Source organism: Sphingomonas benefaciens, assembly GCF_052907485.1.
The window spans coordinates 188,092-207,530 of record NZ_JBREIC010000003.1 but is presented as its reverse complement, the minus strand read 5'-3'; the positions used below and the strand labels follow the sequence as shown (position 1 = coordinate 207,530).

Sequence of the window (19,439 nt, the reverse complement as noted above, 5' to 3'; positions counted from 1 at the left end):
GTGGCGATTTTAATTTCGCACCAGGTTGCTGAAGTATGGAGGGCTCCGCTGCCCTTCATACTACTACTGGTGGCGTCATGCGGCGTGATCTGGCGAGTGCTAAAGTGGCGCTACGATGGGATCATAGAGGGGTACGAGCATCGGCTAAAATTGCGTGACGATACTATCGCGCGATATGAAAAGGGAGGCACCTTAGCCTCGGACGGCGATATCTCGGCGCCGTCGAAAACTGCCCCCAGCCTTGAAGCAGAAGTTCCGATGCAGGAAACTGCGTCGTCCCGAGGAGATACCAATTTTGGCGTAATATTTGCTTCATCGACAGTTAGCACTACCGATCTGATGAAGATCTACGCCGACCACACCTCCATTCAGGCTGATAAACTAGCCGCAATCTATCGCGGTAAATGGATGAGGCTGCGCGGCAGAGTGTCGTCGGTATACGCACTCAGCGGACAGAAAACCGGCGCAATCCTCCATGAAAGACCTGATGACGCCCGGAATCTTTCGTCCATTTCCTTGACCTTCAATCAAGATCGAGAGTTTTTGGAAACTCTTAAAGAAGGAGATGCTCTATACGCGATAGGCAGGATTGAAAAAATAGGGCAGTTTGAGGTTCGCTTCGTAGAATGCAAGATCGTAAAGGCCGAATAGTGCCCGTCATCTCGCTCTTCTTTGGCATTGTGATCCGCATGTATTTCGACGATCACCCGCCGCCGCACTTCCATGCGACCTATCAGGGGTTCGAGGCGTTCGTGCGCATCGAGGATGGCGAAATCACGCAAGGGTCGCTCCCCCGCAAGGCGGCACGCATTGTGCGCCAATGGGCACTCGACCATCGCGAGGAGCTTATGGCAAACTGGCAGCGCGGCGTTGCACTCGAGCCGCTGGAGATGATCGCCGGAGCCGACCTCGATGATTAAGCTGGTCCACATCGCCGTCACGGGCACCGACACGCTGGCGCTCAGCTTCAGCGACGGCAGCAGCGCGGCATGGTCCGCCGCCGATCTGATCGCCCGCGACACGGTGATGACGCGCCCGCTGGCAGACCCGGCCTACTTCGCGCGCGCCTTTATCGAAGCGGGTGCGCTCGCCTGGCCGAACGGCTTCGAACTGTCCGCCGACGCGCTGCATCGGCGGCTGGCGGCGAGCGGTGGATTGGTGCGCCCGGCCGCTTGAACCAACGTATGTTTTACAACGGCCCATTCCCCACGAACCCCAGCCGGGCGATCCCCGCGCGCTTCACCACCGCCAGCGTCTGGTCGAAACGTTCGTAGCGCGCCTCCGGGTCGGTGTGCATCACCAGCACCGCCGCCGGGTCCGCCTTCACCGCCGCCAGCCGCGCGGGCAGCGCCGCATCGGCCACCGCCGCGCCATCCAGCGTCACCGCCCCGCCCCGCGCCAGATCGAGCCTATGCACCACCCGCTCCGCCGCCGGCACCGGGCCGCTCTGCGGCAGGTCGATCGGCACCTGGTGCAGCACCTGCGGCAGGGTCAGGATCATCATCACCAGCAGGACCAGCAGCACGTCGATCAGCGGCGTGATGTTGAGCGCGGCGATCGGCTCGCCGATCTCGGCACTGGCGACGGTGGCAGGACGAAGGCGACGCATCCTCTTTCTCCCGGCTGTATGTAACGTGATAACATCATACGTCGCCACCGCCGTCAATCGCCACTGTGAGTAGTCCCAGCCATGTCCTACAATAACCTATTTGGTTAGGTGATTGACTCCCTCAAGCGAAGGAGCCTGTCATGACCGCCACTGCCCCGATCGATCCGGATCCCGATTTCCAGCCCGTCGCGCTGCGCCCGCGCCACGACGGCTGGACCGCCGATCGCCAGCGCCGCTTCCTCACCACGCTGGCGGAAAGCGGCTGCGTCACCGCCGCGGCCGAATCGGTCGGCCTGACCCCACGCTCCGCCTATCGGCTGCGCGCGCATCCGCTCGGCGCCGCCTTCGCCAAGGCCTGGGACCATGCGCAGCTCGCCGCCAGCCACCGCTTGCTCGGCATCGCCTTCGACCGCGCGATCCACGGCAGCGCACGCACCGTGTGGAAGGACGGCGAATTGGTGTCGGAGACGCGGGTGCCGTCGGACCGGCTGCTCGTCTTCCTGCTCGGCAAGATGATGCCGCATCTGTTCGGCCCGATCCCCGCCAATATCGCGCGCAGCGACCGCCGCTCGGTGTGGGCGCTCGGCGACCTGCCCGATGCGCTCGCCGCGCTGACCGACGTCGCACCGGAGGATTGCCCGCCGGAACCGCTCGGCGCGGCGGACTATGACGTGCCGCTGCCGCCGCCGCCGCTCGCCTGACGGGGGCGATCGGTGCGACCTTTGCGACTTTCCGGCTGCGATCCGCCTCGGTGACGGCGACAATGGCGATGGGGATGGCCCACGATTAACCCCGTCCGGCAAGCCGGCGGCAAGGGATCGGCGTGCAGGCTGCACGGCGATGCTGCCCGGCCCGCGCCTGTTCCGCAGCCGCTGGGCGGCGTTGCTTTGGGCGGCCGGCATCGTCTGGGCGGCGGCCGACCTCGCCGATGCGCTGCCCGGCGAGCGCCATCGGGCCGATGGGGCCACGCATGCGACGGCGGCCGCGACCGGCGACGACACCGACCAGCCGGACAATGAAGATGTCGCGGCGGCGATCGCGGCGCTGCGCTGATCCGTTTCGGGACGGTCGTTTCCTGAATGGAACGTTGTTCTGGGTTCATGCAACCCCCGCTAATCGGGCGACGTTTTCATGACAGTTTCTTCACGAAAGGGAGTTGTTCCGATGCGTAAGTTGATGCTTGCTCTGGGGTGCACCGCGATGGTGCTGCCGGCGACGATGGTGGTGCCGGTGTCGCAGGCCGGCGCGCAGCGCTACAAGTATCGCGAGTGGCGCGACGATCGCGGCCGCCTGCGCTGCCGCAAGCCCGACGGCACCACCGGCCTGGTGGTCGGCGGCGTCGCCGGTGCCTTGCTCGGCCGCACGATCGATACGCGCGGCGACCGTACGCTTGGCACGCTCGGCGGCGCGGTCGCCGGCGGCCTGCTCGGCCGCGAGGTCGACCGCAGCAGCCAGCGCAGCCGTCGCGGCTGCCGCTGATCCGGCCGGTCCGCCGCCGTGCCTCGGCGCGGTAGCGGACACGGGCGATCATGCCGCCAAAACGCGCGTGGCGCGTTGGACGGGCGTCGCGGGGAGACTCGCGGCGCCCCATTCATGTGTTCAGGAGATCAGCATCATGGTGACCCGCTCGGGCTCCGCCCGCTACGAAGGCCTCGGCAAGGACGGCAAGGGCCATGTCTCGACCCAGTCGGGCGTGCTCGACGAGACGCAATATGGCTTCAACACCCGCTTCGAGGACGGCAAGGGCACCAATCCGGAAGAGCTGATCGCCGCCGCCCATGCCAGCTGCTTCACCATGGCGCTGAGCTTCGCGCTCGCCGGCGCCGGCCATAGCCAGGGCAATCTGGAAACGACCGCCAAGGTGACGCTCGACAAGGACGGCGACGGCTTCACCATCACCCGTTCGCAGCTCAGCCTGACCGGTCAGGTCGACGGCATCGACCCCGCCGAGTTCGAACGGATCGCCAACGAGGCCAAGGCCGGCTGCCCGGTGTCGAAGGTGCTCAACTGCGACATCGCGCTCGACGTCCGCTTCGGCTGAGCGGCGGCGCCGCCTGTCGGTGACGTGAACCGGACGTAGTTTCCGGTTCACGCAACCGCGCTTTGGCCAAGCCGTTGTCTTTGCATCGATCAACACGGGAGAGTGTGATGCGTAAATTGTTTCTGTCGGTGGCGATGGCCGCCACCACTCTGGCCGCGATGCCGGTCGCGGCGCAGGACACGCCGTACGGCGCGAACCGCGAATATCGCAAGGAAGTGCGCGACGCACAGCGCGACTATCGCCGCGACCTGCGCGATGCCGATTCGCCGCGCGACGTCCGCGATGCCCGCCGCGAATATCGCGACCAGGTCCGCGATGCCCGCCAGGACCGGCGCGAGGATCTGCGCGATATCCGCCAGGACCGCCGCGACGATTGGCGCGCCTATCGCAACTATGACTATAACCGGCTGCCGCCGGGCCAGCGCGCCTATTACGCCGACCGTTATTATCGCGACGGCCGCTATTACCAGCCGCGCCGGCTGACCCGCAACGACCGCATCTATCGCGGCACCAACGGGCGGTATTATTGCCGCCGCTCGGACGGCACCACCGGCCTGATCGTCGGCGGCCTGGCGGGCGGTGCGCTCGGCAACGTCATCGCCGGCGGTGGCTCGCGCCTGCTCGGCACCTTGGTTGGCGGCGCCGGTGGGGCCCTGCTCGGCCAGTCGGTCGACCGCGGCCAGGTCGTCTGTCGCTAAGCCTTCGTCACGGGGACGGAGCCCGGCACCTGCCGGGCTCCGATTCGTGTGCTCAGAAGATCCCGCCGCCCAGCATCAGCCGCAGGGCGAAGACGACGATCAGCAGCAGGTTGAGGTTGCGGCCGCCGTTCGACGAGGACAGGGCGCCGACCGCGGCCCCGACGATGCCGATCGGAATGACCAGCCAGTTGAGCCAGCCGAGCAACGGCACGAACGCGACCAGGCCCAGCGCCAGCGTGACCAGGCCGATCAGCACGGAAAGGATGTTCAGCATCGCCCTGACATGGGCAATGCTGCGCCCCGGCACAAGCATCGCCGCCGCTGCGTCGGGGCGACGGTGCCGGACCGTTAACCACGCCTGTCGGTGGTTCCTTAGCGGCGGTCGTGCCAGATATCCCCGGTGTCCGCTTCCCGCGCCCTGCTCGCCGTCGCTCTGCTGCTCGCCGCCTGTGGCAAGGCACCGTCCGCGCAACAGGATCTCGACAGCCTCGACCGCGAGCTGACCGAAGGCGCCCGGCCCGCCAACCAGCGCGACCCGGCGCTCACCGCCGCGCTGCGCGACCAGATCATGGTCGATCCCGCCCTCACCCAATCGGCCAACACCAACGTCGTCCGCCCGCCCAGCCGCCCCGACCCCGACGCGATCCCGCCCGCCGACCTCGGCAGCCGGCCCGACGGCGTCTCACCCGCCGACCTCAAGCCGACGCCGGCTGCGCGGGGCGATTGCCCGCAATGCCGCAAGGCGGACGGCGCGCTCACCCTCGGCGAACTCGCCCGGCGCCAGTCGCCCGGCTCGGCCGACTGCGCTGCCAGCGTCAGCTATTCCGCCGGCTGGGCCAACCGCCTGCCCGCCGCGGTGCCGCTCTACCCCGACGCGCGGGTGACGGAGGCGGCCGGCAACGATGGCTGCGGCCTGCGCGCGGTCGGCTTCGCCAGCAGCGCGCCGGTCGGTCGCATCCTCGACTGGTACCATGCCCGGGTCACCCGCGCCGGCTATTCGGCGGACCATCAGGCGGACGGCGACCGCCATGTGCTCGGCGGCACCCGCGGCAACGACGCTTATGTCGTCTACGCCACCCCGCGCCCCGGCGGCGGCACCGACGTCGACCTGCTGGTGCGCTGAGCCGCCGCCGGCATTTCCCTTCCGGCGCATTTGCCTCTAGGGCGGTGCGATTATGCCACTCGTCCTCGTCATGATCGGCGGTGCGCTGGGCAGCGGGGCACGTCATCTGGTCGGCCGCGCCATGCTCGCGCTGCTCGGTCCCGCCTTTCCCTACGGCACGCTTACGGTGAACCTCGTCGGCGGGTTGCTGATGGGGCTGCTCGTCGGCACCCTCGCGCGGCTGGGACAGGGCGGCGAGACCTGGCGGCTGCTGCTCGGCGTCGGCGTGCTCGGCGGCTTCACCACCTTCTCCTCCTTCTCGCTCGACGCGGTGACTCTGTTCGAGCGTGGCGCGGCGCCGGTCGCCTGGGCCTATATTCTCGTCTCCGTCGCCGGATCGCTGCTCGCGCTCGCCGCCGGTCTCGCACTCGCCAGGGGGATCACCGCATGAGCGACGCCGTCCGCCAGTTCACCGTTGGCCTCGACGACGACGGCATCCGCCTCGACCGCTGGTTCAAGCGGCACCTGCCCGACACCAGCTTCACCACCGTCGCCAAATGGGCGCGCACCGGCCAGCTGCGGGTCGACGGCGCCCGCGCCGCGCCCGGCGACCGGATCGCCGCCGGCCAGGTACTGCGCGTGCCGCCGGCCGAACCCGCCGCCACCGACGCGCCGCGCCCGCAGAAGCCGCGCACGCCGCTGACCGAAGACCAGATCGCCTTTGCCCGCGAGATGGTGATCCACCGCGACCCGTCGGCGATCGTGCTCAACAAGCCGCCTGGCCTGGCAACGCAGGGCGGCACCAAGACGCACGAGCATGTCGACGCGCTGCTCGACGCGCTGCAGTTCGAAAGCGAGGGGCGGCCCAAGCTGGTCCACCGCCTCGACAAGGACACCAGCGGCGCGCTGCTCGTCGCCCGCACCAGCCGCGCCGCCGCCTTCTTCGCCAAGGCCTTCTCCAGCCGGACGGCGCGCAAGGTCTATTGGGCCTTGGTGGTCGGCGTGCCGTCGATCGACGACGGCATGGTCGACCTGCCGATCGCCAAGCAGCCCGGCACCGGCGGCGAGAAGATGCATGTCGACGAGGAGAACGGCCTGCCGTCGCGGTCGCGCTACCGCGTGATCGAGCGCGCCGGCAACCGCGCCTGCTGGGTCGAGCTGCAGCCGTTCACCGGCCGCACCCACCAGCTGCGCGTCCACATGGCCGCGATCGGCCATCCGATCGTCGGCGACGGCAAGTATGGCGGCCCAGCCGCCTTCCTGACCGGTGGTATCAGCCGCAAGATGCACCTGCATGCGCGGCGCATCCGCGTCGACCATCCCGACGGTGGCGCGATCGACGCCACCGCCGCGCTGCCGCACCATTTCGCCGAAAGCCTCGCCAGCCTCGGCTTCGAGGAGGCGCAGGGCGATGCGCTGCCGCTCGAGGAGGCGAAGAAGGGGCCACCGCCCAAGTCGGTGCTGAAGCAACGCGCGAAGGCGCACGCCAAGTCGATGCGCAAGGAACATCGCGGCGAGCGCCGCCGCCGGGGCGGTCGCGACTGATGCATCCGCATCCGGCATTCCGGCCGGAGCCCGACGCCGACCTTTTAGCGATGGCGGAAGCGATCGGTCTGGCGCACATCGTCGTTCCCGCCCCCGGGGGCCGTTGATCGTGCACGCCCCGATCACCCGGCACGGTGAGAGCGTGCGCTTTCATGTCGCGCGCGGCAATCCCGCCACGGATCATTGCGACGGAGCCGATCTGGTCGTCGCCGTACTTGACGTACACGGCTATATCAGCCCCAATTGGTACGAACGGCCCGGCAATCAGGTGCCGACCTGGAATTACGTCGCCGTCGAAATGCGCGGCACCGCCACCGCGATCAGCGACGATGACACCGTCGAACAGCTCGACCGCCTCGCCCTGTTGCATGAGCCGGCGGACCGGCCGTGGTCACGCACCAAGATGGACCAGCACGCCTTTGCCAAGCTGCTGGCGGGTATCCGTGGCTTTGCGATCGACAAACCGGTCCTCTCAGCCACCCTCAAGCTCAGCCAGAACAAGACGGCGGCGGATCGCGCCGGTGCGATCGCCGGTCTGACGCATGGCGGCAACCCGCTCCTGGCGCAGGCCGTCGCTGCCGGTGCGCCGATCAGCGGGTGATGCGGGCGGTGGCGACGGCGCTCTGGAACAGCGCGTCGAGCGCGGTGTAGATGTCCTGGTCCGAGGTCACTTTGGTGTATAGGCCGGGCGACGCGCAGGCCTGCAGCGCCGGCTCGACCTGATACAGATACGGTTTGACGTTGCTCTGCGACCAGCTGTCGTTGTCGAGCGATTGCGCCAGATATTCGGTGTAGAGCACCGCGATGCGGATGTTCCGCGCCTTGATCGCATCGCACTTCGTCGTGTCGAAGGCGATCTCCGGCCGGCCGTTCGACCGCGTCTCGTCGCGCATGCCGTCGGTAATGACGAACATGATCGCCTGCGGCTTGGCGTTGGTGGTGATGCCGTCGCCGGGATCCGGCATCCAGGCGTTGATCTGCGTGAACGCGTCTGAACTGCCCGTGTCCCGATCGTTGTAGCCGACCTCCGTCGACGCGCAGGCGCTGGTCGGGCAGCCATTTTTGTAGAAGTTCGATGGCGTCAGGTTGGTCGTCTTGGTCGACGCGCCGGCCAGTCCGTTCGGATCGTCGATGGCGTACAGTTTGGAAAAGCCACCCGCGCCGCGGAAGGTGGCGATCGCCATGCGATATTGCGCACCATTCTTGCTGGACGTGCTCTGCGCGTCGGAGGTCAACTTGGAAACGGCGGTCCCCTCTTCGTCGATGCGCAGCGTCAGGCCATAGCTTTTGGCGACGCCGTACAGATCCTTGGTCGTCCCGTCCTTCGCGGTGCCCTTGAGGTCATTGGTCGAATGGCAGGCAAACTGGCATTTGCTGCTGTTGCTGTTGGCGACGATGGTCAGGCCGGCGGAGGTTGTCGGCAGCGCCATCGACCCGGAAACGTCGAGCAACATGTAGAAGTCGATGTCCGGCGCGGTCGCGTTGGTCGTGGTCGACCGGCCCCCAATGTTGAGGTTCGCCATGCCCAGCAGTCGGGCGAAATTATTGGGTGATTGGGCGGTATAAACCACCGTCGCGACGCGCCGCCCGGTGCTGTCCTTCGGCGCGGTGACCGTGAGGCTCGTGATCCGCGCCTGGTTGGCGTCGATCAGCGCCTGCGCCTGCGTGTTGAACATCTGCGTCGCCAAGAGCGCGGCCGTGGTGTCATCGATGGTCATCACCTGCTTGCTGACCGCGACCAGGGCCGCGGCATCGGCAATGGCGTTCAGCTTGGTCTGCGTCTTCATCGCCCGCGCATAGTCGATGCCCATTCCGACGGCGAACGACAGCGGCAGCAAGCCAAAGCCGAAGATCATGAAAACGCCGCCACGCCGGTTGGCACGCAGGCGACGGAGCAAGGCGATCAAGGAAACCATCGTCGTTCGGATCCTCAGCAATCCGTGCAGTCGATTTTGTTGGAATTGCGCGGCAGCATGAACAGATTGTCGCCCAGCTTCATCGGCCCGATGAACCCGAAGTTCATCGGCGGCTTGTAGTTGTACGTCACTTCGGCAAACAGCATGTAGCTGTTCTGCACGCGCAGGCCGACCGGGATCACCGCGGTATCGTTGGCGTTGAGCGCGGCACCGTTCAGGCTGCGGCTCCACACCACTTTCGTGCGGAGCAACGCGTCGGTGTAGACTTGCGTCACCCGGATCGTCGCGCGGCTGGCATCGTATGGCGCCAGCACCATCGTCGTCGCATTGAGGTTGCTGTCGATCTCGCCCTTGGTGGTTGTGCCGGAGACGTTCTGCGCGATCAGATCGGCGATCGCGCGGGTCGCCACCGTCACCTTGCGGTTGCAGGCGATGCCGTCCTCGATCTGCAGGCTGCCGAGCCACAGCACGATCAGCACCGGCGCGACCGCGGCGAACTCCACCAGCGCGGTGCCGCGCCGGTCCTCGGCCAAACCGGGCCGGACGAGACCGCGGAGCATCAGTAATTCTCCGTCTTGGCGACCGACGTCGCCATGATCAGCCGCGTGTTGCGGCCCTGGTCCGAGAAATCGAGGCCGAGCGGTCCGGTCTGCAGCGGCCACATATAGAGCAGGCGGACCATCACCACCGAACCCTGACTGCCGAGGCTATAGCTCATCGGCGTCTTCAAATTGCCCGACGAATCCTTGGTCAGGTCGGGCAGAGTAGTGGTCATCGCACTCCAGCTGGTCGCACTCTTGACCTCGACGAACAGCCGCGAACAACTGAGATAGGCGGGCAGGCGCGCGCAGGCCTGGGTGCGGAACCGGCTGGCGAGTTGGGCGGAAGTCATCGATGTCGCGGTCGCGTCGGCCGCCTGCGCTTGCCCCGTGGTGACGCTACGCGCGGTCGCTTCGACGGCGGTCTCCAGGCCTTCCTGCGCGAAATAGAGCAGGCTGGTCTGCAAGGCCGCGAGCATCAGGGCGATGAACGGCGCCGCGACCAGGGCGAATTCGAGCAGCGAGACGCCGCGACGATCCTCGCGAATGCGCGCCAGGCCCCGGCGTGCCGTGCCATGCCGCGCGAGCGACTGGGCCATATATGTCCATCGCGAACCCAAGATCATGCATTTGAAATACCTTAGTCAGATTAAGAGGTCGTAAAGCGGCCGTTGGCTGGTCACGGCGGCGCTTCTCTTGCGGCCCTGGCGGCGCTACCAACGGAAGCGATGTTCCAGGCCCCTTTCCCCGCGCGATGACCCGCCTTGCCGTATTCGACTGCGACGGGACCCTCGTCGACAGCCAGGCCAATATCTGCCGTGCGATGGAGGAGGCATTCCTGCTCGCCGAGCTGCCGGCGCCGCCGCGCACCGCGATCCGCCGTATCGTCGGCCTGTCGCTGGTCGAGGCGTTGCAGGCGCTGCTGCCCGACGCAGCCACCGACCAGCACCGGCGAATGGCGGCGGATTACAAAGACGCCTTCTTCCGGTTGCGCACCAGTGGCGCGATGGCGGAGGAGCCGCTGTTCGACGGCATCGCGGCGGTAATCGAGCAACTGCGAAGCGACGGCTGGTTGCTCGGCGTCGCCACTGGCAAATCCGACCGCGGGTTGGCGCATATCCTCGCCCACCATGGCCTCGCCGACCGTTTCGTCACCCTGCAGACCGCGGATCGCCACCCGTCCAAGCCCGATCCGTCGATGCTGCTCGCCGCCATGGCGGAGGCGGGCGCGACTCCGGCCGAGACGGCGATGATCGGCGACACCAGCTTCGACATGGTGATGGCGAAGGCGGCGGGCGCGCGCGCGATCGGCGTCGCCTGGGGCTATCACGACCAAAGCGATCTGGTGAACGGCGGCGCAGACGTGGTCGCCGATCGCGTCGCCGCTCTGCCGGCGCTGCTGACATGATGCCCGACGATGCCCGCGCGATGCGGCGCTGGATGGTGCTCGTCGGCATCCGCCTGGTCGGCACCGCCGGCGCGGTGCTCGGCATGATCCTCGCCGCGCGCAGCCACGAATGGCCGATCAAGGTCCTCGGCATCGCGATCGTGCTGTCGGCCCTGGCGATGATCGCGATCGTGCCGGCCAGCCTCGCCCACCGCTGGCGGACGCCCAAGCCGTGAAGCGCTTCTGGACCGACGTCACGGTCGATGCCGCGGGCGGGATCGCCCTCGACGGCCGGCCGGTGCGCACGCCGGGTCGCGTGCCGCTGACGCTGCCGACCGCGGCGCTAGCGACGGCGGTGGCGGATGAATGGCGCAGCGTCGGCGAGACGCTCGACCCGCGCGCCATGCCGCTGACCGGCCTCGCCAATGCCGCGATCGACCGGATTGCCGCCGCCCCCGCCGCCTTCGCCACCGGCCTGGCCGCTTATGGCGAAAGCGACCTGCTCTGCTATCGCGCTGCGGAACCGCCGGCGCTTGCGGAGCGTCAGGCGGCGAATTGGGATCCCTGGCTGGATTGGGCGCGGGGGCGCTACGACGTCCACTTCACGGTCACTGCCGGCATCCTCCACCAGCCGCAGCCTGCGGCGACGCTCGCCCGCCTCGGCGACGCGGTGGCGGCCCTCGATCCTTTCCACCTTGCCGGCCTGTCGCCGGTGGTGACGATCACCGGTTCGCTGGTGCTGGCGCTCGCGCTGGCCGAGCGTGCCGGTGACGCCGAGACCCTATGGACGGCGGCGAACCTCGACGAGGATTGGCAGGCCGAACATTGGGGCAGCGACCCGCTCGCCGAACAGGCCCGCGACGTCCGCCGACGCGACTTCGACGCGGCGGTGCGCTTTCTCGCGGCGCTCGACGCCTGACCGCCAGCTTGCGATAGTCGACGCCCGCGCCGGCCGCGACCGCCTAGCGCGTCAGCTTGCGGATGAAGCCGATCAGTCCCGTCTGCCGCGACCGCTTCAGCCGTTCCGCCGCCAAAATGGTGCGCACGCCGTCGAAACACTGTTCGACGTCGTCGTTGACCAGCACATAGTCATAGCCGTCCCAGTGGCTGACCTCGTTGGTCGCGCGCGCCATCCGCGCGTCGATCACCTCGGCGCTGTCGGTGTTGCGGTTGGTCAGCCGGGAGCGCAGCTCCTCCATCGACGGCGGGAAGATGAAGACGCGCACCACGTCGCCGCCGGCGATCTGGAACAGCTGCTGTGCGCCCTGCCAGTCGATGTCGAACAACACGTCCTTGCCGGCCGCCAGCATCGCCTCGACCTGCCCGCGCGGGGTGCCGTAGCGGTGACCGAAGACGTGCGCCCATTCGAGGAACTCGTCTTCCGCCACCATGCGGCGGAATTCCTCGAGATCGACGAAATGATAGTCCTTGCCGTCGACCTCGCCCGGCCGCATCGGCCGCGTCGTCGCCGACACCGACATCGCCAGCTCCGGCTCCGCCGCCAGCAGCTTACGCGCGATCGTCGATTTGCCTGCGCCGGAGGGCGAGGACAGAACGAACAGGACGCCGCGACGCCTGAAACCGTGCGGATCGGATGGGGTGACGGGCATGGCGCGCTAGTGACGTGCCAAGACCGCAGGCGTCAAGCGCCCGCGGTCCAGCCTGTCGTGAAATATAGGTTATTTATCCCCGGTCTCCGGGGAAAGGGCCATCAGCGATAGGCCGCCCCGCTCTTGGCGAGCTTGCGCCGGTCATAGGCCTTCTTGGCGACATAGCCGCCGCCGATCAGCATGCCGAGCGGCCCCATGCGGCGCAGCACGCCGGCGGCGACCGCGCCGGTCAGCGCGCCCTTGACCCCATCCGACCCGTCGCGACGGTCCAACTCGCGCCCGACTAGAGCGCCGATAATCTTGCCGATCATGCTTCAACCTTTCCGAAAACGCTGTCCTTGAGTTCCGCCGCGCCGCGCAGCACCGCCCAGCCGACCGCATAAGTAATCGCGATCGGCACGACGACTTTCAGGACATTGGCCGTCACCGCGCCGATGATCGCGCCGTCCGCGACGCCATCGTCGCCCGACAGCGAATCGATCGCACCACCGACCAGCGCGCCTATCGTCGTTGCGCTCATGATTGCCTCCCTCACAGCCGCGACAAGACTGGACCAATTCGCCGCGACAGGAGAGGTTCCGGACCTATTTCCCGACCATGTCCTCGGCACGGACCAGCCGGTCGAAGGTCGCCTCGTCGACCAGCCCGAGTGCCAGCCCCGCCTCCTTCAAGGTCAGCCCTTCCACATGGGCATGTTTGGCGATCTTGGCGGCATGGTCATAGCCGATCTCCGGCGCCAGCGCGGTGACCAGCATCAGCGACCGCTCGACCAGCTCGGCGATGCGACCCTCGTTGGCACGCATCCCGTCGACGGTCCGCTCGGCGAAGCTAGTCATTCCGACGCTCAGCAAGGCGATCGAGCGCAGCACGTTGGCGCCGATCAGCGGCTTGAAGACGTTGAGCTCCATATGCCCCTGCAGCCCGCCGACGGTGACCGCGACATTGTTGCCCATCACCTGCGCGGCCACCATCGTCAGCATCTCGGCCTGGGTCGGATTGACCTTGCCCGGCATGATCGAACTGCCCGGCTCGTTGGCGGGCAGTTCCAGTTCGCCGAGCCCGGAGCGCGGGCCGGACCCGAGCAGGCGGATGTCGTTGGCGATCTTGCTCAGCGCCACCGCCAGCACGTTGAGCGTGCCGTGCAGGTCGACCAGCCCGTCGTTGGACGCCAGCGCCTCGAACTTGTTCGGCGCGGTCACGAAGGGGATGCCGGTCAGCGTCGCGATCTCGGCGGCGATATCGTCCGCAAAGCCTTCCGGAGCATTGAGGCCGGTGCCGACCGCGGTACCGCCCTGCGCCAGCGGCAGGATGTTGCGCTTCACCGTCCCCTCGATGCGATCGCGCGCATTGGCGAGCTGCTGGACGTAGCCCGACACCTCCTGCCCCAGGGTCAGCGGCGTCGCATCCTGCAGATGGGTGCGGCCGATCTTGACGATGCTGTCCCACGCCCTGGCCTTCGCCGCCAGCGCGTCGTGCAGCCGGCCGAGCGCGGGGAGGAGCTGGTCGCGCACCGCCAGCGCCGCGGCGACGTGCAGCGCGGTGGGGAAGCTGTCGTTCGACGACTGGCCGCGATTGACGTCGTCATTGGGGTGGACCGGCGCCTTGCCGCCGCGCGTGCCGGCCAGCCGCTCGTTGGCGCGCCCGGCGATCACCTCGTTGACGTTCATGTTCGACTGGGTGCCGGACCCGGTCTGCCAGATGACGAGGGGGAATTGGTCGTCCAGCCTGCCGCTGACGATGTCCTGCGCCGCCGCCTCGATCGCCTCCGCCTTCTCGGTGGCCAGGCCGTGCTTGCGGTTCACCCGCGCCGCCGCCTGTTTGACGATCGCCAGCGCGCGGACGATCTCGATCGGCATGCGCTCGCGCGGTCCGAAGGGAAAATTCTCCAGGCTCCGCTCGGTCTGCGCGCCCCAATAGGCATCGGCGGGAACTTCGATCGGGCCGATCGAATCGGTTTCGGTGCGGGTGTCGGTCATGCGACGTGAACCTGCGGCAGCGGGGTTGGTTGCCCGCGGAAGCATAGCCGCGGATCAACCGGGGGGGGAATGGCGTAGCAGGCGTGATGCGGCGGTGTGCCGTCCTTATCGCAGGACCAACCATCGCCTTTCTACGGCAGCCGGCCCCTCCGCCACCCACCGTCATCCCCGCGCAGGCGGGGATCCAGACGCGCGGACGGTGGTGCATACCAGCGGCGCTGGCGCACCTCGAGTCCCGCCTGCGCAGTCATGACGGCGCAGGCGAACGCCCCCGGTTGGACGCCGGCCCCTATTTCTTCCGCTTGAAGTCCACGCTGACGACGTTCGAGCCATCCTCGACCGGCGTCGCGGTCGGGCCGTCATTCTCCGCCTCGTCGTGTGGCTCGGGGCCGTCATCGGGGCCTTCGGTCGCCTGGAAGCGGAGTTCGAAATTGACCGCCGGGTCGTGGAAGCCGGTGATCGCCGAATAGGGAATGACCAGCTTCGACGGTACCTGGTTGAAGCTCAGGCCGACCGAGAATTTCCGCTCGTCCACGGTCAGGTCCCAGAAGCGGTTCTGCAGGACGATCGTCATCTCGTCCGGAAAGCGCTCAATCAGCCGCTTGGGGATGTCGACGCCCGGCGCCTGCGTCTTGAAGGTGATGTAGAAGTGATGCTCGCCCGGCAGGCCGCCGGTTTCGGCGACCGAGCCGAGCACACGCCCGACCACGGCGCGCAGCGCCTCCTGGACGATCTCGTCATAGGGGATCAGGCTATCGGGCAGTCCGTCGGTCATTCGTCCTTGGGTAGCGGCTTCCCCCGACCGGTCAAGATTGTGCGTGCGGCCAGAGGCTCCTATGGGCCGAAGCGACATGCGTATCGCCACGATCAACCGCTCCACCGCCGAGACGCGGATCGACGTCACCGTCAATCTGGACGGCACCGGCGTCTATGCGATCAGCACCGGCATCGGCTTCCTCGACCATATGATCGAGCAACTGTCGCGCCACGGCCTGATCGACATCGACCTGAAGGTGGCGGGCGACCTGCATATCGACGGTCACCATACCGCCGAGGATTCGGCGCTGGCGCTGGGTCAGGCGATCGCCAAGGCGCTGGGCGATAAGCGCGGCATCCGCCGCTACGGCGACGCGCTGTCGCCGATGGACGAGACGCTGACCCGTGTCGCGCTCGACATCTCCGGCCGGCCGTGGCTGGTGTGGAAGACGCAGTTCACGATGACGCGGCTCGGCGATCTCGACACCGAGCTGATCGAACATTGGTTCCATAGCTTTGCGCAGACCGCCGGCCTGACCCTCCACGTCGAGACGCTGTACGGCCAGAACAACCACCATATCGTCGAAAGCGCCTTCAAGGGCCTTGCCCGCGCCTTGCGCGCGGCGGTGGAGATCGACCCGCGTAAGGGCGATGCGATCCCGTCGACCAAGGGGATGCTGTGAGCGAGCCGTTCGTCCGGCCCGACGCGCCGCTGTGCATCGTCGACCTGCACTATGACGCGCCGCTGGCCGGGATCGACGCGCGCATGGCGGAGCATGTCGCCTGGCTGACCCAGGGCTATGCGGCCGACCTGATCCTCGCGTCGGGGCGCAAGGTGCCGCGGACCGGCGGCATCATCGTCATCCGCGGCGACGCCGCCCGGATCGAGGAGCTGGTCGCGACCGATCCGTTCGTAGCCGGTGGCCTCGCCCGCGCGACCGTCACACCGTTCACCGCGAGCATGGCGGCGCCCGCGCTGGCGGAGCTGCTGGCATGACGCTGGCGCTGATCGACATCGAATCGGGCAACCTCCATTCGGTCGCCAACGCCCTGGCGGCGGCGGGTGCGGAGGGGGTGACGATCACCGCCGATCCCGACGTCGTCGCCGCCGCGGATCGGATCGTCCTGCCGGGCGTCGGTGCGTTCGGCGCCTGCGCGGCCAATCTGCGCCGCGTCGCCGGACTGGAGGAGGCGTTACGCGGCGCGGTGTTCGACCGGGGCCGCCCCTTCCTTGGCGTCTGCGTCGGCATGCAGCTGATGGCGGCGACCGGCGAGGAGATGGGCGCCCATCGCGGTCTCGGCTGGATGCAGGGCCGCGTCCGCCGCCTCGACCCCGGCACGATGGACGCCAAGGTGCCGCACATGGGCTGGAACGACGTCCGGCCCGCGGGCGACCATCCGCTCGTCCCCGCCGGCGAAGCCTATTTCCTGCACAGCTACGCCTATGAGGGCGAGGATGTCGTCGCCACCACCGACCATGCCGGTCCGGTGACCGCCGCCATCGCGCGCGACACGATGCTTGGCGTGCAATTCCATCCCGAAAAGAGCCAGCGTTATGGCATCGCGCTGCTCGAACGCTTTCTGAAATGGCGGCCATGACCATGTCCCATCGCCTGATCGTCTTCCCCGCCATCGACCTCAAGAATGGCCAAGTCGTCCGCCTCGCGGAGGGCGATATGGATCGCGCGACCGTCTATGGCGACGATCCCGCGCATCAGGCGCGGCTGTTCGCCGATGCGGGGGCCCAGCATCTTCATGTCGTCGATCTCGACGGTGCCTTTGCCGGCGAGTCGGTCAATGGCAAGGCGGTGCGGCGGATCGTCGCCGACTTCCCCGGCCACGTGCAGCTCGGCGGCGGCATTCGCAATCGCGACAGCGTCGAACGCTGGTTCGACCTCGGCGTATCGCGCATCGTCATCGGCACCGCCGCGCTCGACGATCCGGACTTCGTGCGCGGCGTCGCCCGCGATTACCCCGGTGGCATCGTCGTCGCGGTCGATGCCAAAGACGGCATGGTCGCGACCAAGGGCTGGGCGGACGTGTCGACGACCAGCGTCACCGACCTCGCCCGCCGGTTCGAAGATGCCGGCGTCGCCGCCCTGCTGTTCACCGACGTCGGTCGCGACGGACTGCTCAAGGGCGCCAATATCGAGGCGACGGTCGACCTTGCCCGTGCCGTGTCGATCCCGGTGATCGCCAGCGGCGGGGTCAAGGGGATCGACGACATCCATATGCTCGCCCTCCATGCCAAGGACGGGATCGAGGGCGTGATCACCGGCCGTGCGCTCTATGACGGTCGCCTCGATCTGGCGGCGGCGCTCAGCGTCGCGGCCGCGGCATGATGAACCCGGGCCTCGCCGGCCTGTTCGCCGGGGGATTGGTCGGCGCCTATGTCCCGACGCTGCGCGACCAGATCCGCGACGGGCGCATCGAGGTGCCGTTCGGCACGATCAACCCGATCGGCGTACGCCGTGACGAACACCCCCTCGCCTTCCGCCTGTGCGTCGCCGGCATGGTGGGATTCGTCGCGCTGATCCTGATCGCCTCCCTCGCCCTCGTCGTGCGGGCGCTGCTGTCGTGACGGTGCGGGCCCGCGTCATCCCCTGCCTCGACGTTGCCAACGGCCGCGTCGTGAAGGGCGTCAATTTCGTCGATCTGGTCGACGCCGGCGATCCCGTCGAGCAGGCGCGCGCCTATGACGCCTCCGGCGCCGACGAACTCTGCTTCCTCGACATCACCGCCAGCGCGGAGGACCGCGGCACGATTCTCGATGTCGTGCGCCGCACCGCTTCGGTCTGCTTCATGCCGCTGACCGTCGGCGGCGGCGTGCGAAGCGCCGACGATGCCCGCGCCTTACTGCTCGCCGGTGCCGACAAGGTCGCGGTCAATTCCGCCGCCGTATCGCGGCCGGAGGTGGTGGCGGACATCGCCGAACGCTTCGGCAGCCAGTGTTGCGTCGCCTCGGTCGACGCGCGCCGCGCCGGTGACAACTGGGAGGTGTTCACCCACGGCGGCCGCCGCGCGACCGGCATCGATGCGGTCGCGCACGCCGTCCGCCTCGCCGAACTGGGCGCGGGCGAGCTGCTCGTCACTTCGATGGACAAGGATGGCACCCGCTCCGGCTATGATCTCGCGCTGATCCGGGCGATCGCCGATCGCGTCGCGGTACCGGTCGTCGCCAGCGGCGGCGTCGGCGGGCTCGACGATCTGGTTGCCGGCGTACGCGACGGCCATGCCAGCGCGGTGCTCGCCGCGTCGATCTTCCACTTCGGCGAGGCGAGCATCGCCGATGCGCATGCCGCACTCGCCGCCGCCGGCATTCCGGTCCGTCGTCCGATTCCGGGGGCTTAGCGGTTCCGCAACGCTTGCATGCGACAGGTCGCGGCCATGTATGCGATCGATCTGAACCCCACGCTCGACCTGGTCGACATCCGCTGGCACGGTCTGTTCGACGAGACGTCCGTCGCCGCTTATGCCGCCGATCTGGAGCGGCGCTTCGCCGCCGCGGGCTTCCGCCCCGGCTACCGGCTGCGCATCGACATGAGCGCCACCAGCGTCCAGCCGCGCGACGCGGCCGAAGCGATCCACGCCCGCCTCGCCACCTTTCCCAAGGCCAGCCGGATCGCGATCGTCACCGGCAGCGCGATCACCCGCCTGCAGGTCCAGCGGTTCATGACCCAGCCCTATCTGCGCGTCTTCGCCGATGCCGCGGAGGCGCTAGGCTGGCTGACCGAGGCGGCGGCGGCGTGATCGCCTTGCTCGCCTATGCCGACGGCCATTCCGGCATCGTCCACCCGCGCAGCGCGCCCGAATGGTCGGACGTCGCGCTGTTCGTCGTCGCCGCCGCCGGCCTGTGGTGGGTGCGCCGCCGCCTGCGCCGCCGCTTCCAGAAGAACGATTGACGCGGGGGCCCCGCCCGCGCCAAGCCCATCGCGATGGACCCGCTCGACCGCCTCGAAGCCACGATCGCCGCGCGCCGCGCCGCCGATGCGGGCAGTTCGTACACCGCCAGCCTGTTCGCCAAGGGCCGCGCCAAGATCGCGCAGAAGGTCGGCGAGGAGGCGACCGAAACGGTGATCGCCGCCCTCGCCGCGCCGGAGACGCTGGCCTCGGAGGCGGCGGACCTCGTCTTCCACCTGCTGGTGCTGCTCGCCGATGCAGGGCTCGGCCTCGACGACGTGCGCGCCGAACTCGTCCGGCGGGAGGGCGTGTCGGGCCATGCCGAGAAAGCCGCCCGCCCGTCGTAAAGGAGCGCCTGCC

Annotated in this window: 34 protein-coding genes; 24 read left to right on the top strand and 10 right to left on the bottom strand. The window is 68.2% G+C overall.

Translation table 11 applies throughout. The features are described 5' to 3' along the window. The 3 genes from ACU5AX_RS12155 to ACU5AX_RS12145 are packed head-to-tail and all read left to right on the top strand — an operon-like array spanning position 1 to position 1,176. Positions 1-651, top strand: a complete 651-nt coding sequence (locus tag ACU5AX_RS12155) for a hypothetical protein (RefSeq protein ID WP_446691128.1) — start codon at positions 1-3, stop codon at positions 649-651. After that, positions 651-920 carry a DUF4160 domain-containing protein gene (locus ACU5AX_RS12150; protein ID WP_446691127.1) on the top strand — a complete coding sequence of 90 codons (270 nt, stop codon included), beginning with the start codon at positions 651-653 and terminating at the stop codon, positions 918-920. The genes ACU5AX_RS12155 and ACU5AX_RS12150 overlap by 1 nt, the downstream gene beginning before the upstream one ends. After that, on the top strand, positions 913-1,176 hold the full coding sequence (locus ACU5AX_RS12145; protein WP_446691126.1) for a DUF2442 domain-containing protein: 264 nt from the start codon (positions 913-915) through the stop codon (positions 1,174-1,176). Before ACU5AX_RS12150 ends, ACU5AX_RS12145 begins: the two co-directional genes overlap by 8 nt. A 13-nt stretch (positions 1,177-1,189) precedes the next feature. Here ACU5AX_RS12145 and ACU5AX_RS12140 read toward each other — a convergent pair whose 3' ends face one another. After that, on the bottom strand, positions 1,190-1,609 hold the full coding sequence (locus tag ACU5AX_RS12140) for a biopolymer transporter ExbD (RefSeq protein WP_446691125.1): 420 nt from the start codon (positions 1,607-1,609) through the stop codon (positions 1,190-1,192). A 140-nt stretch (positions 1,610-1,749) separates the two neighbouring features. Between ACU5AX_RS12140 and ACU5AX_RS12135 the strand changes: the two genes are divergently transcribed. The 5 genes from ACU5AX_RS12135 (at position 1,750) to ACU5AX_RS12115 (ending at position 4,348) form a co-directional block, all read left to right on the top strand. Then, entirely contained in the window at positions 1,750-2,310 is a 561-nt protein-coding gene (locus tag ACU5AX_RS12135) for a hypothetical protein (RefSeq protein WP_446691124.1), read from the top strand. A 139-nt stretch (positions 2,311-2,449) separates the two neighbouring features. After that, a complete protein-coding gene (locus tag ACU5AX_RS12130; protein WP_446691123.1) occupies positions 2,450-2,662 on the top strand; it encodes a hypothetical protein in 213 nt (70 codons plus the stop codon). Positions 2,663-2,773: 111 nt separating this feature from the next. Next, positions 2,774-3,088: a glycine zipper 2TM domain-containing protein gene (locus ACU5AX_RS12125; protein WP_198355135.1), complete on the top strand. Its 315-nt coding sequence runs from the start codon at positions 2,774-2,776 to the stop codon at positions 3,086-3,088. A 136-nt stretch (positions 3,089-3,224) separates the two neighbouring features. Further along, positions 3,225-3,650 carry an OsmC family protein gene (locus ACU5AX_RS12120; RefSeq protein ID WP_232474301.1) on the top strand — a complete coding sequence of 142 codons (426 nt, stop codon included), beginning with the start codon at positions 3,225-3,227 and terminating at the stop codon, positions 3,648-3,650. A gap of 107 nt (positions 3,651-3,757) precedes the next feature. Next, complete coding sequence (locus tag ACU5AX_RS12115; protein ID WP_198355134.1) at positions 3,758-4,348, top strand: glycine zipper 2TM domain-containing protein; 591 nt, start codon at positions 3,758-3,760, stop codon at positions 4,346-4,348. A gap of 52 nt (positions 4,349-4,400) precedes the next feature. Here the strand turns inward: ACU5AX_RS12115 and ACU5AX_RS12110 are convergent, their stop codons facing one another. Then, on the bottom strand, positions 4,401-4,622 hold the full coding sequence (locus tag ACU5AX_RS12110) for a hypothetical protein (RefSeq protein ID WP_446691122.1): 222 nt from the start codon (positions 4,620-4,622) through the stop codon (positions 4,401-4,403). A 126-nt stretch (positions 4,623-4,748) separates the two neighbouring features. Between ACU5AX_RS12110 and ACU5AX_RS12105 the strand changes: the two genes are divergently transcribed. From ACU5AX_RS12105 to ACU5AX_RS12090, 4 genes are all read left to right on the top strand, one after another. Continuing rightward, positions 4,749-5,471 (top strand): hypothetical protein, encoded by a 723-nt coding sequence (locus ACU5AX_RS12105; protein WP_446691121.1) that lies wholly within the window; start codon positions 4,749-4,751, stop codon positions 5,469-5,471. A gap of 52 nt (positions 5,472-5,523) precedes the next feature. Continuing rightward, positions 5,524-5,901: a fluoride efflux transporter CrcB gene (gene crcB / locus ACU5AX_RS12100; protein ID WP_446691120.1), complete on the top strand. Its 378-nt coding sequence runs from the start codon at positions 5,524-5,526 to the stop codon at positions 5,899-5,901. Next, positions 5,898-6,995 (top strand): RluA family pseudouridine synthase, encoded by a 1,098-nt coding sequence (locus ACU5AX_RS12095; protein ID WP_198355130.1) that lies wholly within the window; start codon positions 5,898-5,900, stop codon positions 6,993-6,995. Before crcB ends, ACU5AX_RS12095 begins: the two co-directional genes overlap by 4 nt. A 142-nt stretch (positions 6,996-7,137) precedes the next feature. After that, a complete protein-coding gene (locus ACU5AX_RS12090) occupies positions 7,138-7,596 on the top strand; it encodes an FMN-binding negative transcriptional regulator (protein WP_446691119.1) in 459 nt (152 codons plus the stop codon). Here ACU5AX_RS12090 and ACU5AX_RS12085 read toward each other — a convergent pair. Genes ACU5AX_RS12085 through ACU5AX_RS12075 form a run of 3 tightly spaced genes read right to left on the bottom strand, consistent with a single transcriptional unit; the run spans position 7,586 to position 10,049 of the window. Continuing rightward, positions 7,586-8,911: a pilus assembly protein TadG-related protein gene (locus tag ACU5AX_RS12085; protein WP_446691118.1), complete on the bottom strand. Its 1,326-nt coding sequence runs from the start codon at positions 8,909-8,911 to the stop codon at positions 7,586-7,588. The two genes, ACU5AX_RS12090 and ACU5AX_RS12085, sit on opposite strands and share 11 nt — an antisense overlap. 14 nt (positions 8,912-8,925) lie before the next feature. Further along, a complete protein-coding gene (locus ACU5AX_RS12080; RefSeq protein WP_198355128.1) occupies positions 8,926-9,471 on the bottom strand; it encodes a TadE/TadG family type IV pilus assembly protein in 546 nt (181 codons plus the stop codon). Further along, entirely contained in the window at positions 9,471-10,049 is a 579-nt protein-coding gene (locus ACU5AX_RS12075) for a TadE/TadG family type IV pilus assembly protein (protein ID WP_446691117.1), read from the bottom strand. Before ACU5AX_RS12075 ends, ACU5AX_RS12080 begins: the two co-directional genes overlap by 1 nt. Positions 10,050-10,204: 155 nt before the next feature. On the opposite strand from ACU5AX_RS12075, the gene ACU5AX_RS12070 reads away from it, so the two are divergent. Genes ACU5AX_RS12070 through ACU5AX_RS12060 form a run of 3 tightly spaced genes read left to right on the top strand, consistent with a single transcriptional unit; the run spans position 10,205 to position 11,756 of the window. Continuing rightward, the gene (locus tag ACU5AX_RS12070; RefSeq protein ID WP_446691116.1) at positions 10,205-10,858 is read left to right on the top strand and encodes an HAD-IA family hydrolase; all 654 of its coding nucleotides are present in this window, start codon (positions 10,205-10,207) and stop codon (positions 10,856-10,858) included. Continuing rightward, positions 10,855-11,073, top strand: coding sequence for a hypothetical protein (locus ACU5AX_RS12065; RefSeq protein WP_446691115.1), 219 nt, complete (start codon positions 10,855-10,857; stop codon positions 11,071-11,073). Before ACU5AX_RS12070 ends, ACU5AX_RS12065 begins: the two co-directional genes overlap by 4 nt. Beyond that, positions 11,070-11,756 carry an ATP12 family chaperone protein gene (locus ACU5AX_RS12060; protein WP_446691114.1) on the top strand — a complete coding sequence of 229 codons (687 nt, stop codon included), beginning with the start codon at positions 11,070-11,072 and terminating at the stop codon, positions 11,754-11,756. Before ACU5AX_RS12065 ends, ACU5AX_RS12060 begins: the two co-directional genes overlap by 4 nt. A gap of 43 nt (positions 11,757-11,799) precedes the next feature. Here the strand turns inward: ACU5AX_RS12060 and gmk are convergent, their stop codons facing one another. From gmk to ACU5AX_RS12035, 5 genes are all read right to left on the bottom strand, one after another. After that, the gene (gene gmk, locus ACU5AX_RS12055; RefSeq protein ID WP_198355124.1) at positions 11,800-12,447 is read right to left on the bottom strand and encodes a guanylate kinase; all 648 of its coding nucleotides are present in this window, start codon (positions 12,445-12,447) and stop codon (positions 11,800-11,802) included. A 101-nt stretch (positions 12,448-12,548) separates the two neighbouring features. Beyond that, complete coding sequence (locus ACU5AX_RS12050; protein WP_198355123.1) at positions 12,549-12,758, bottom strand: hypothetical protein; 210 nt, start codon at positions 12,756-12,758, stop codon at positions 12,549-12,551. Then, a complete protein-coding gene (locus tag ACU5AX_RS12045; protein WP_446691113.1) occupies positions 12,755-12,967 on the bottom strand; it encodes a hypothetical protein in 213 nt (70 codons plus the stop codon). Before ACU5AX_RS12045 ends, ACU5AX_RS12050 begins: the two co-directional genes overlap by 4 nt. Before the next feature lie 64 nt (positions 12,968-13,031). Next, positions 13,032-14,423 carry a class II fumarate hydratase gene (gene fumC / locus ACU5AX_RS12040; RefSeq protein ID WP_446691112.1) on the bottom strand — a complete coding sequence of 464 codons (1,392 nt, stop codon included), beginning with the start codon at positions 14,421-14,423 and terminating at the stop codon, positions 13,032-13,034. Positions 14,424-14,712: 289 nt separating this feature from the next. After that, positions 14,713-15,198 (bottom strand): SspB family protein, encoded by a 486-nt coding sequence (locus tag ACU5AX_RS12035; protein ID WP_198355120.1) that lies wholly within the window; start codon positions 15,196-15,198, stop codon positions 14,713-14,715. Between the two features lie 76 nt (positions 15,199-15,274). Between ACU5AX_RS12035 and hisB the strand changes: the two genes are divergently transcribed. The 9 genes from hisB to ACU5AX_RS11990 are packed head-to-tail and all read left to right on the top strand — an operon-like array spanning position 15,275 to position 19,426. Then, entirely contained in the window at positions 15,275-15,862 is a 588-nt protein-coding gene (gene hisB / locus ACU5AX_RS12030; protein ID WP_446691111.1) for an imidazoleglycerol-phosphate dehydratase HisB, read from the top strand. Beyond that, complete coding sequence (locus tag ACU5AX_RS12025) at positions 15,859-16,176, top strand: YciI family protein (RefSeq protein WP_198355118.1); 318 nt, start codon at positions 15,859-15,861, stop codon at positions 16,174-16,176. The genes hisB and ACU5AX_RS12025 overlap by 4 nt, the downstream gene beginning before the upstream one ends. After that, entirely contained in the window at positions 16,173-16,778 is a 606-nt protein-coding gene (hisH, locus tag ACU5AX_RS12020; protein WP_446691110.1) for an imidazole glycerol phosphate synthase subunit HisH, read from the top strand. Before ACU5AX_RS12025 ends, hisH begins: the two co-directional genes overlap by 4 nt. 2 nt (positions 16,779-16,780) lie before the next feature. Beyond that, positions 16,781-17,521: a 1-(5-phosphoribosyl)-5-[(5-phosphoribosylamino)methylideneamino]imidazole-4-carboxamide isomerase gene (gene hisA / locus ACU5AX_RS12015; protein WP_446691331.1), complete on the top strand. Its 741-nt coding sequence runs from the start codon at positions 16,781-16,783 to the stop codon at positions 17,519-17,521. Continuing rightward, positions 17,518-17,760 carry a hypothetical protein gene (locus tag ACU5AX_RS12010; RefSeq protein ID WP_446691109.1) on the top strand — a complete coding sequence of 81 codons (243 nt, stop codon included), beginning with the start codon at positions 17,518-17,520 and terminating at the stop codon, positions 17,758-17,760. The genes hisA and ACU5AX_RS12010 overlap by 4 nt, the downstream gene beginning before the upstream one ends. Further along, positions 17,757-18,530, top strand: coding sequence for an imidazole glycerol phosphate synthase subunit HisF (gene hisF / locus ACU5AX_RS12005; protein WP_446691108.1), 774 nt, complete (start codon positions 17,757-17,759; stop codon positions 18,528-18,530). Before ACU5AX_RS12010 ends, hisF begins: the two co-directional genes overlap by 4 nt. An 18-nt stretch (positions 18,531-18,548) precedes the next feature. Beyond that, the gene (locus tag ACU5AX_RS12000; RefSeq protein WP_446691107.1) at positions 18,549-18,929 is read left to right on the top strand and encodes an STAS/SEC14 domain-containing protein; all 381 of its coding nucleotides are present in this window, start codon (positions 18,549-18,551) and stop codon (positions 18,927-18,929) included. Then, positions 18,926-19,081, top strand: a complete 156-nt coding sequence (locus ACU5AX_RS11995) for a hypothetical protein (RefSeq protein WP_446691106.1) — start codon at positions 18,926-18,928, stop codon at positions 19,079-19,081. Before ACU5AX_RS12000 ends, ACU5AX_RS11995 begins: the two co-directional genes overlap by 4 nt. Before the next feature lie 33 nt (positions 19,082-19,114). Next, positions 19,115-19,426 carry a phosphoribosyl-ATP diphosphatase gene (locus ACU5AX_RS11990; protein ID WP_446691105.1) on the top strand — a complete coding sequence of 104 codons (312 nt, stop codon included), beginning with the start codon at positions 19,115-19,117 and terminating at the stop codon, positions 19,424-19,426. Positions 19,427-19,439: the final 13 nt, after the last annotated feature.

Bases quoted from the DNA above. Each gene is read 5' to 3' on its own strand.
- ACU5AX_RS12125 (WP_198355135.1), top strand. From the start codon at position 2,774: ATGCGTAAGTTGATGCTTGCTCTGGGGTGCACCGCGATGGTGCTGCCG.
- hisH (WP_446691110.1), top strand. From the start codon at position 16,173: ATGACGCTGGCGCTGATCGACATCGAATCGGGCAACCTCCATTCGGTC.
- ACU5AX_RS12120 (WP_232474301.1), top strand. From the start codon at position 3,225: ATGGTGACCCGCTCGGGCTCCGCCCGCTACGAAGGCCTCGGCAAGGAC.
- ACU5AX_RS12050 (WP_198355123.1), bottom strand. From the start codon at position 12,758: ATGATCGGCAAGATTATCGGCGCTCTAGTCGGGCGCGAGTTGGACCGT.
- fumC (WP_446691112.1), bottom strand. From the start codon at position 14,423: ATGACCGACACCCGCACCGAAACCGATTCGATCGGCCCGATCGAAGTT.
- ACU5AX_RS12135 (WP_446691124.1), top strand. From the start codon at position 1,750: ATGACCGCCACTGCCCCGATCGATCCGGATCCCGATTTCCAGCCCGTC.
- gmk (WP_198355124.1), bottom strand. From the start codon at position 12,447: ATGCCCGTCACCCCATCCGATCCGCACGGTTTCAGGCGTCGCGGCGTC.
- hisA (WP_446691331.1), top strand. From the start codon at position 16,781: ATGTCCCATCGCCTGATCGTCTTCCCCGCCATCGACCTCAAGAATGGC.
- crcB (WP_446691120.1), top strand. From the start codon at position 5,524: ATGCCACTCGTCCTCGTCATGATCGGCGGTGCGCTGGGCAGCGGGGCA.
- ACU5AX_RS12110 (WP_446691122.1), bottom strand. From the start codon at position 4,622: ATGCTGAACATCCTTTCCGTGCTGATCGGCCTGGTCACGCTGGCGCTG.
- ACU5AX_RS12065 (WP_446691115.1), top strand. From the start codon at position 10,855: ATGATGCCCGACGATGCCCGCGCGATGCGGCGCTGGATGGTGCTCGTC.
- ACU5AX_RS12140 (WP_446691125.1), bottom strand. From the start codon at position 1,609: ATGCGTCGCCTTCGTCCTGCCACCGTCGCCAGTGCCGAGATCGGCGAG.
- ACU5AX_RS12095 (WP_198355130.1), top strand. From the start codon at position 5,898: ATGAGCGACGCCGTCCGCCAGTTCACCGTTGGCCTCGACGACGACGGC.
- ACU5AX_RS12045 (WP_446691113.1), bottom strand. From the start codon at position 12,967: ATGAGCGCAACGACGATAGGCGCGCTGGTCGGTGGTGCGATCGATTCG.
- ACU5AX_RS12115 (WP_198355134.1), top strand. From the start codon at position 3,758: ATGCGTAAATTGTTTCTGTCGGTGGCGATGGCCGCCACCACTCTGGCC.
- ACU5AX_RS12010 (WP_446691109.1), top strand. From the start codon at position 17,518: ATGATGAACCCGGGCCTCGCCGGCCTGTTCGCCGGGGGATTGGTCGGC.
- ACU5AX_RS12000 (WP_446691107.1), top strand. From the start codon at position 18,549: ATGCGACAGGTCGCGGCCATGTATGCGATCGATCTGAACCCCACGCTC.
- ACU5AX_RS11990 (WP_446691105.1), top strand. From the start codon at position 19,115: ATGGACCCGCTCGACCGCCTCGAAGCCACGATCGCCGCGCGCCGCGCC.
- ACU5AX_RS12080 (WP_198355128.1), bottom strand. From the start codon at position 9,471: ATGCTCCGCGGTCTCGTCCGGCCCGGTTTGGCCGAGGACCGGCGCGGC.
- ACU5AX_RS12085 (WP_446691118.1), bottom strand. From the start codon at position 8,911: ATGGTTTCCTTGATCGCCTTGCTCCGTCGCCTGCGTGCCAACCGGCGT.
- ACU5AX_RS12075 (WP_446691117.1), bottom strand. From the start codon at position 10,049: ATGGCCCAGTCGCTCGCGCGGCATGGCACGGCACGCCGGGGCCTGGCG.
- ACU5AX_RS12035 (WP_198355120.1), bottom strand. From the start codon at position 15,198: ATGACCGACGGACTGCCCGATAGCCTGATCCCCTATGACGAGATCGTC.
- ACU5AX_RS12130 (WP_446691123.1), top strand. From the start codon at position 2,450: ATGCTGCCCGGCCCGCGCCTGTTCCGCAGCCGCTGGGCGGCGTTGCTT.
- ACU5AX_RS12145 (WP_446691126.1), top strand. From the start codon at position 913: ATGATTAAGCTGGTCCACATCGCCGTCACGGGCACCGACACGCTGGCG.
- ACU5AX_RS12070 (WP_446691116.1), top strand. From the start codon at position 10,205: ATGACCCGCCTTGCCGTATTCGACTGCGACGGGACCCTCGTCGACAGC.
- hisB (WP_446691111.1), top strand. From the start codon at position 15,275: ATGCGTATCGCCACGATCAACCGCTCCACCGCCGAGACGCGGATCGAC.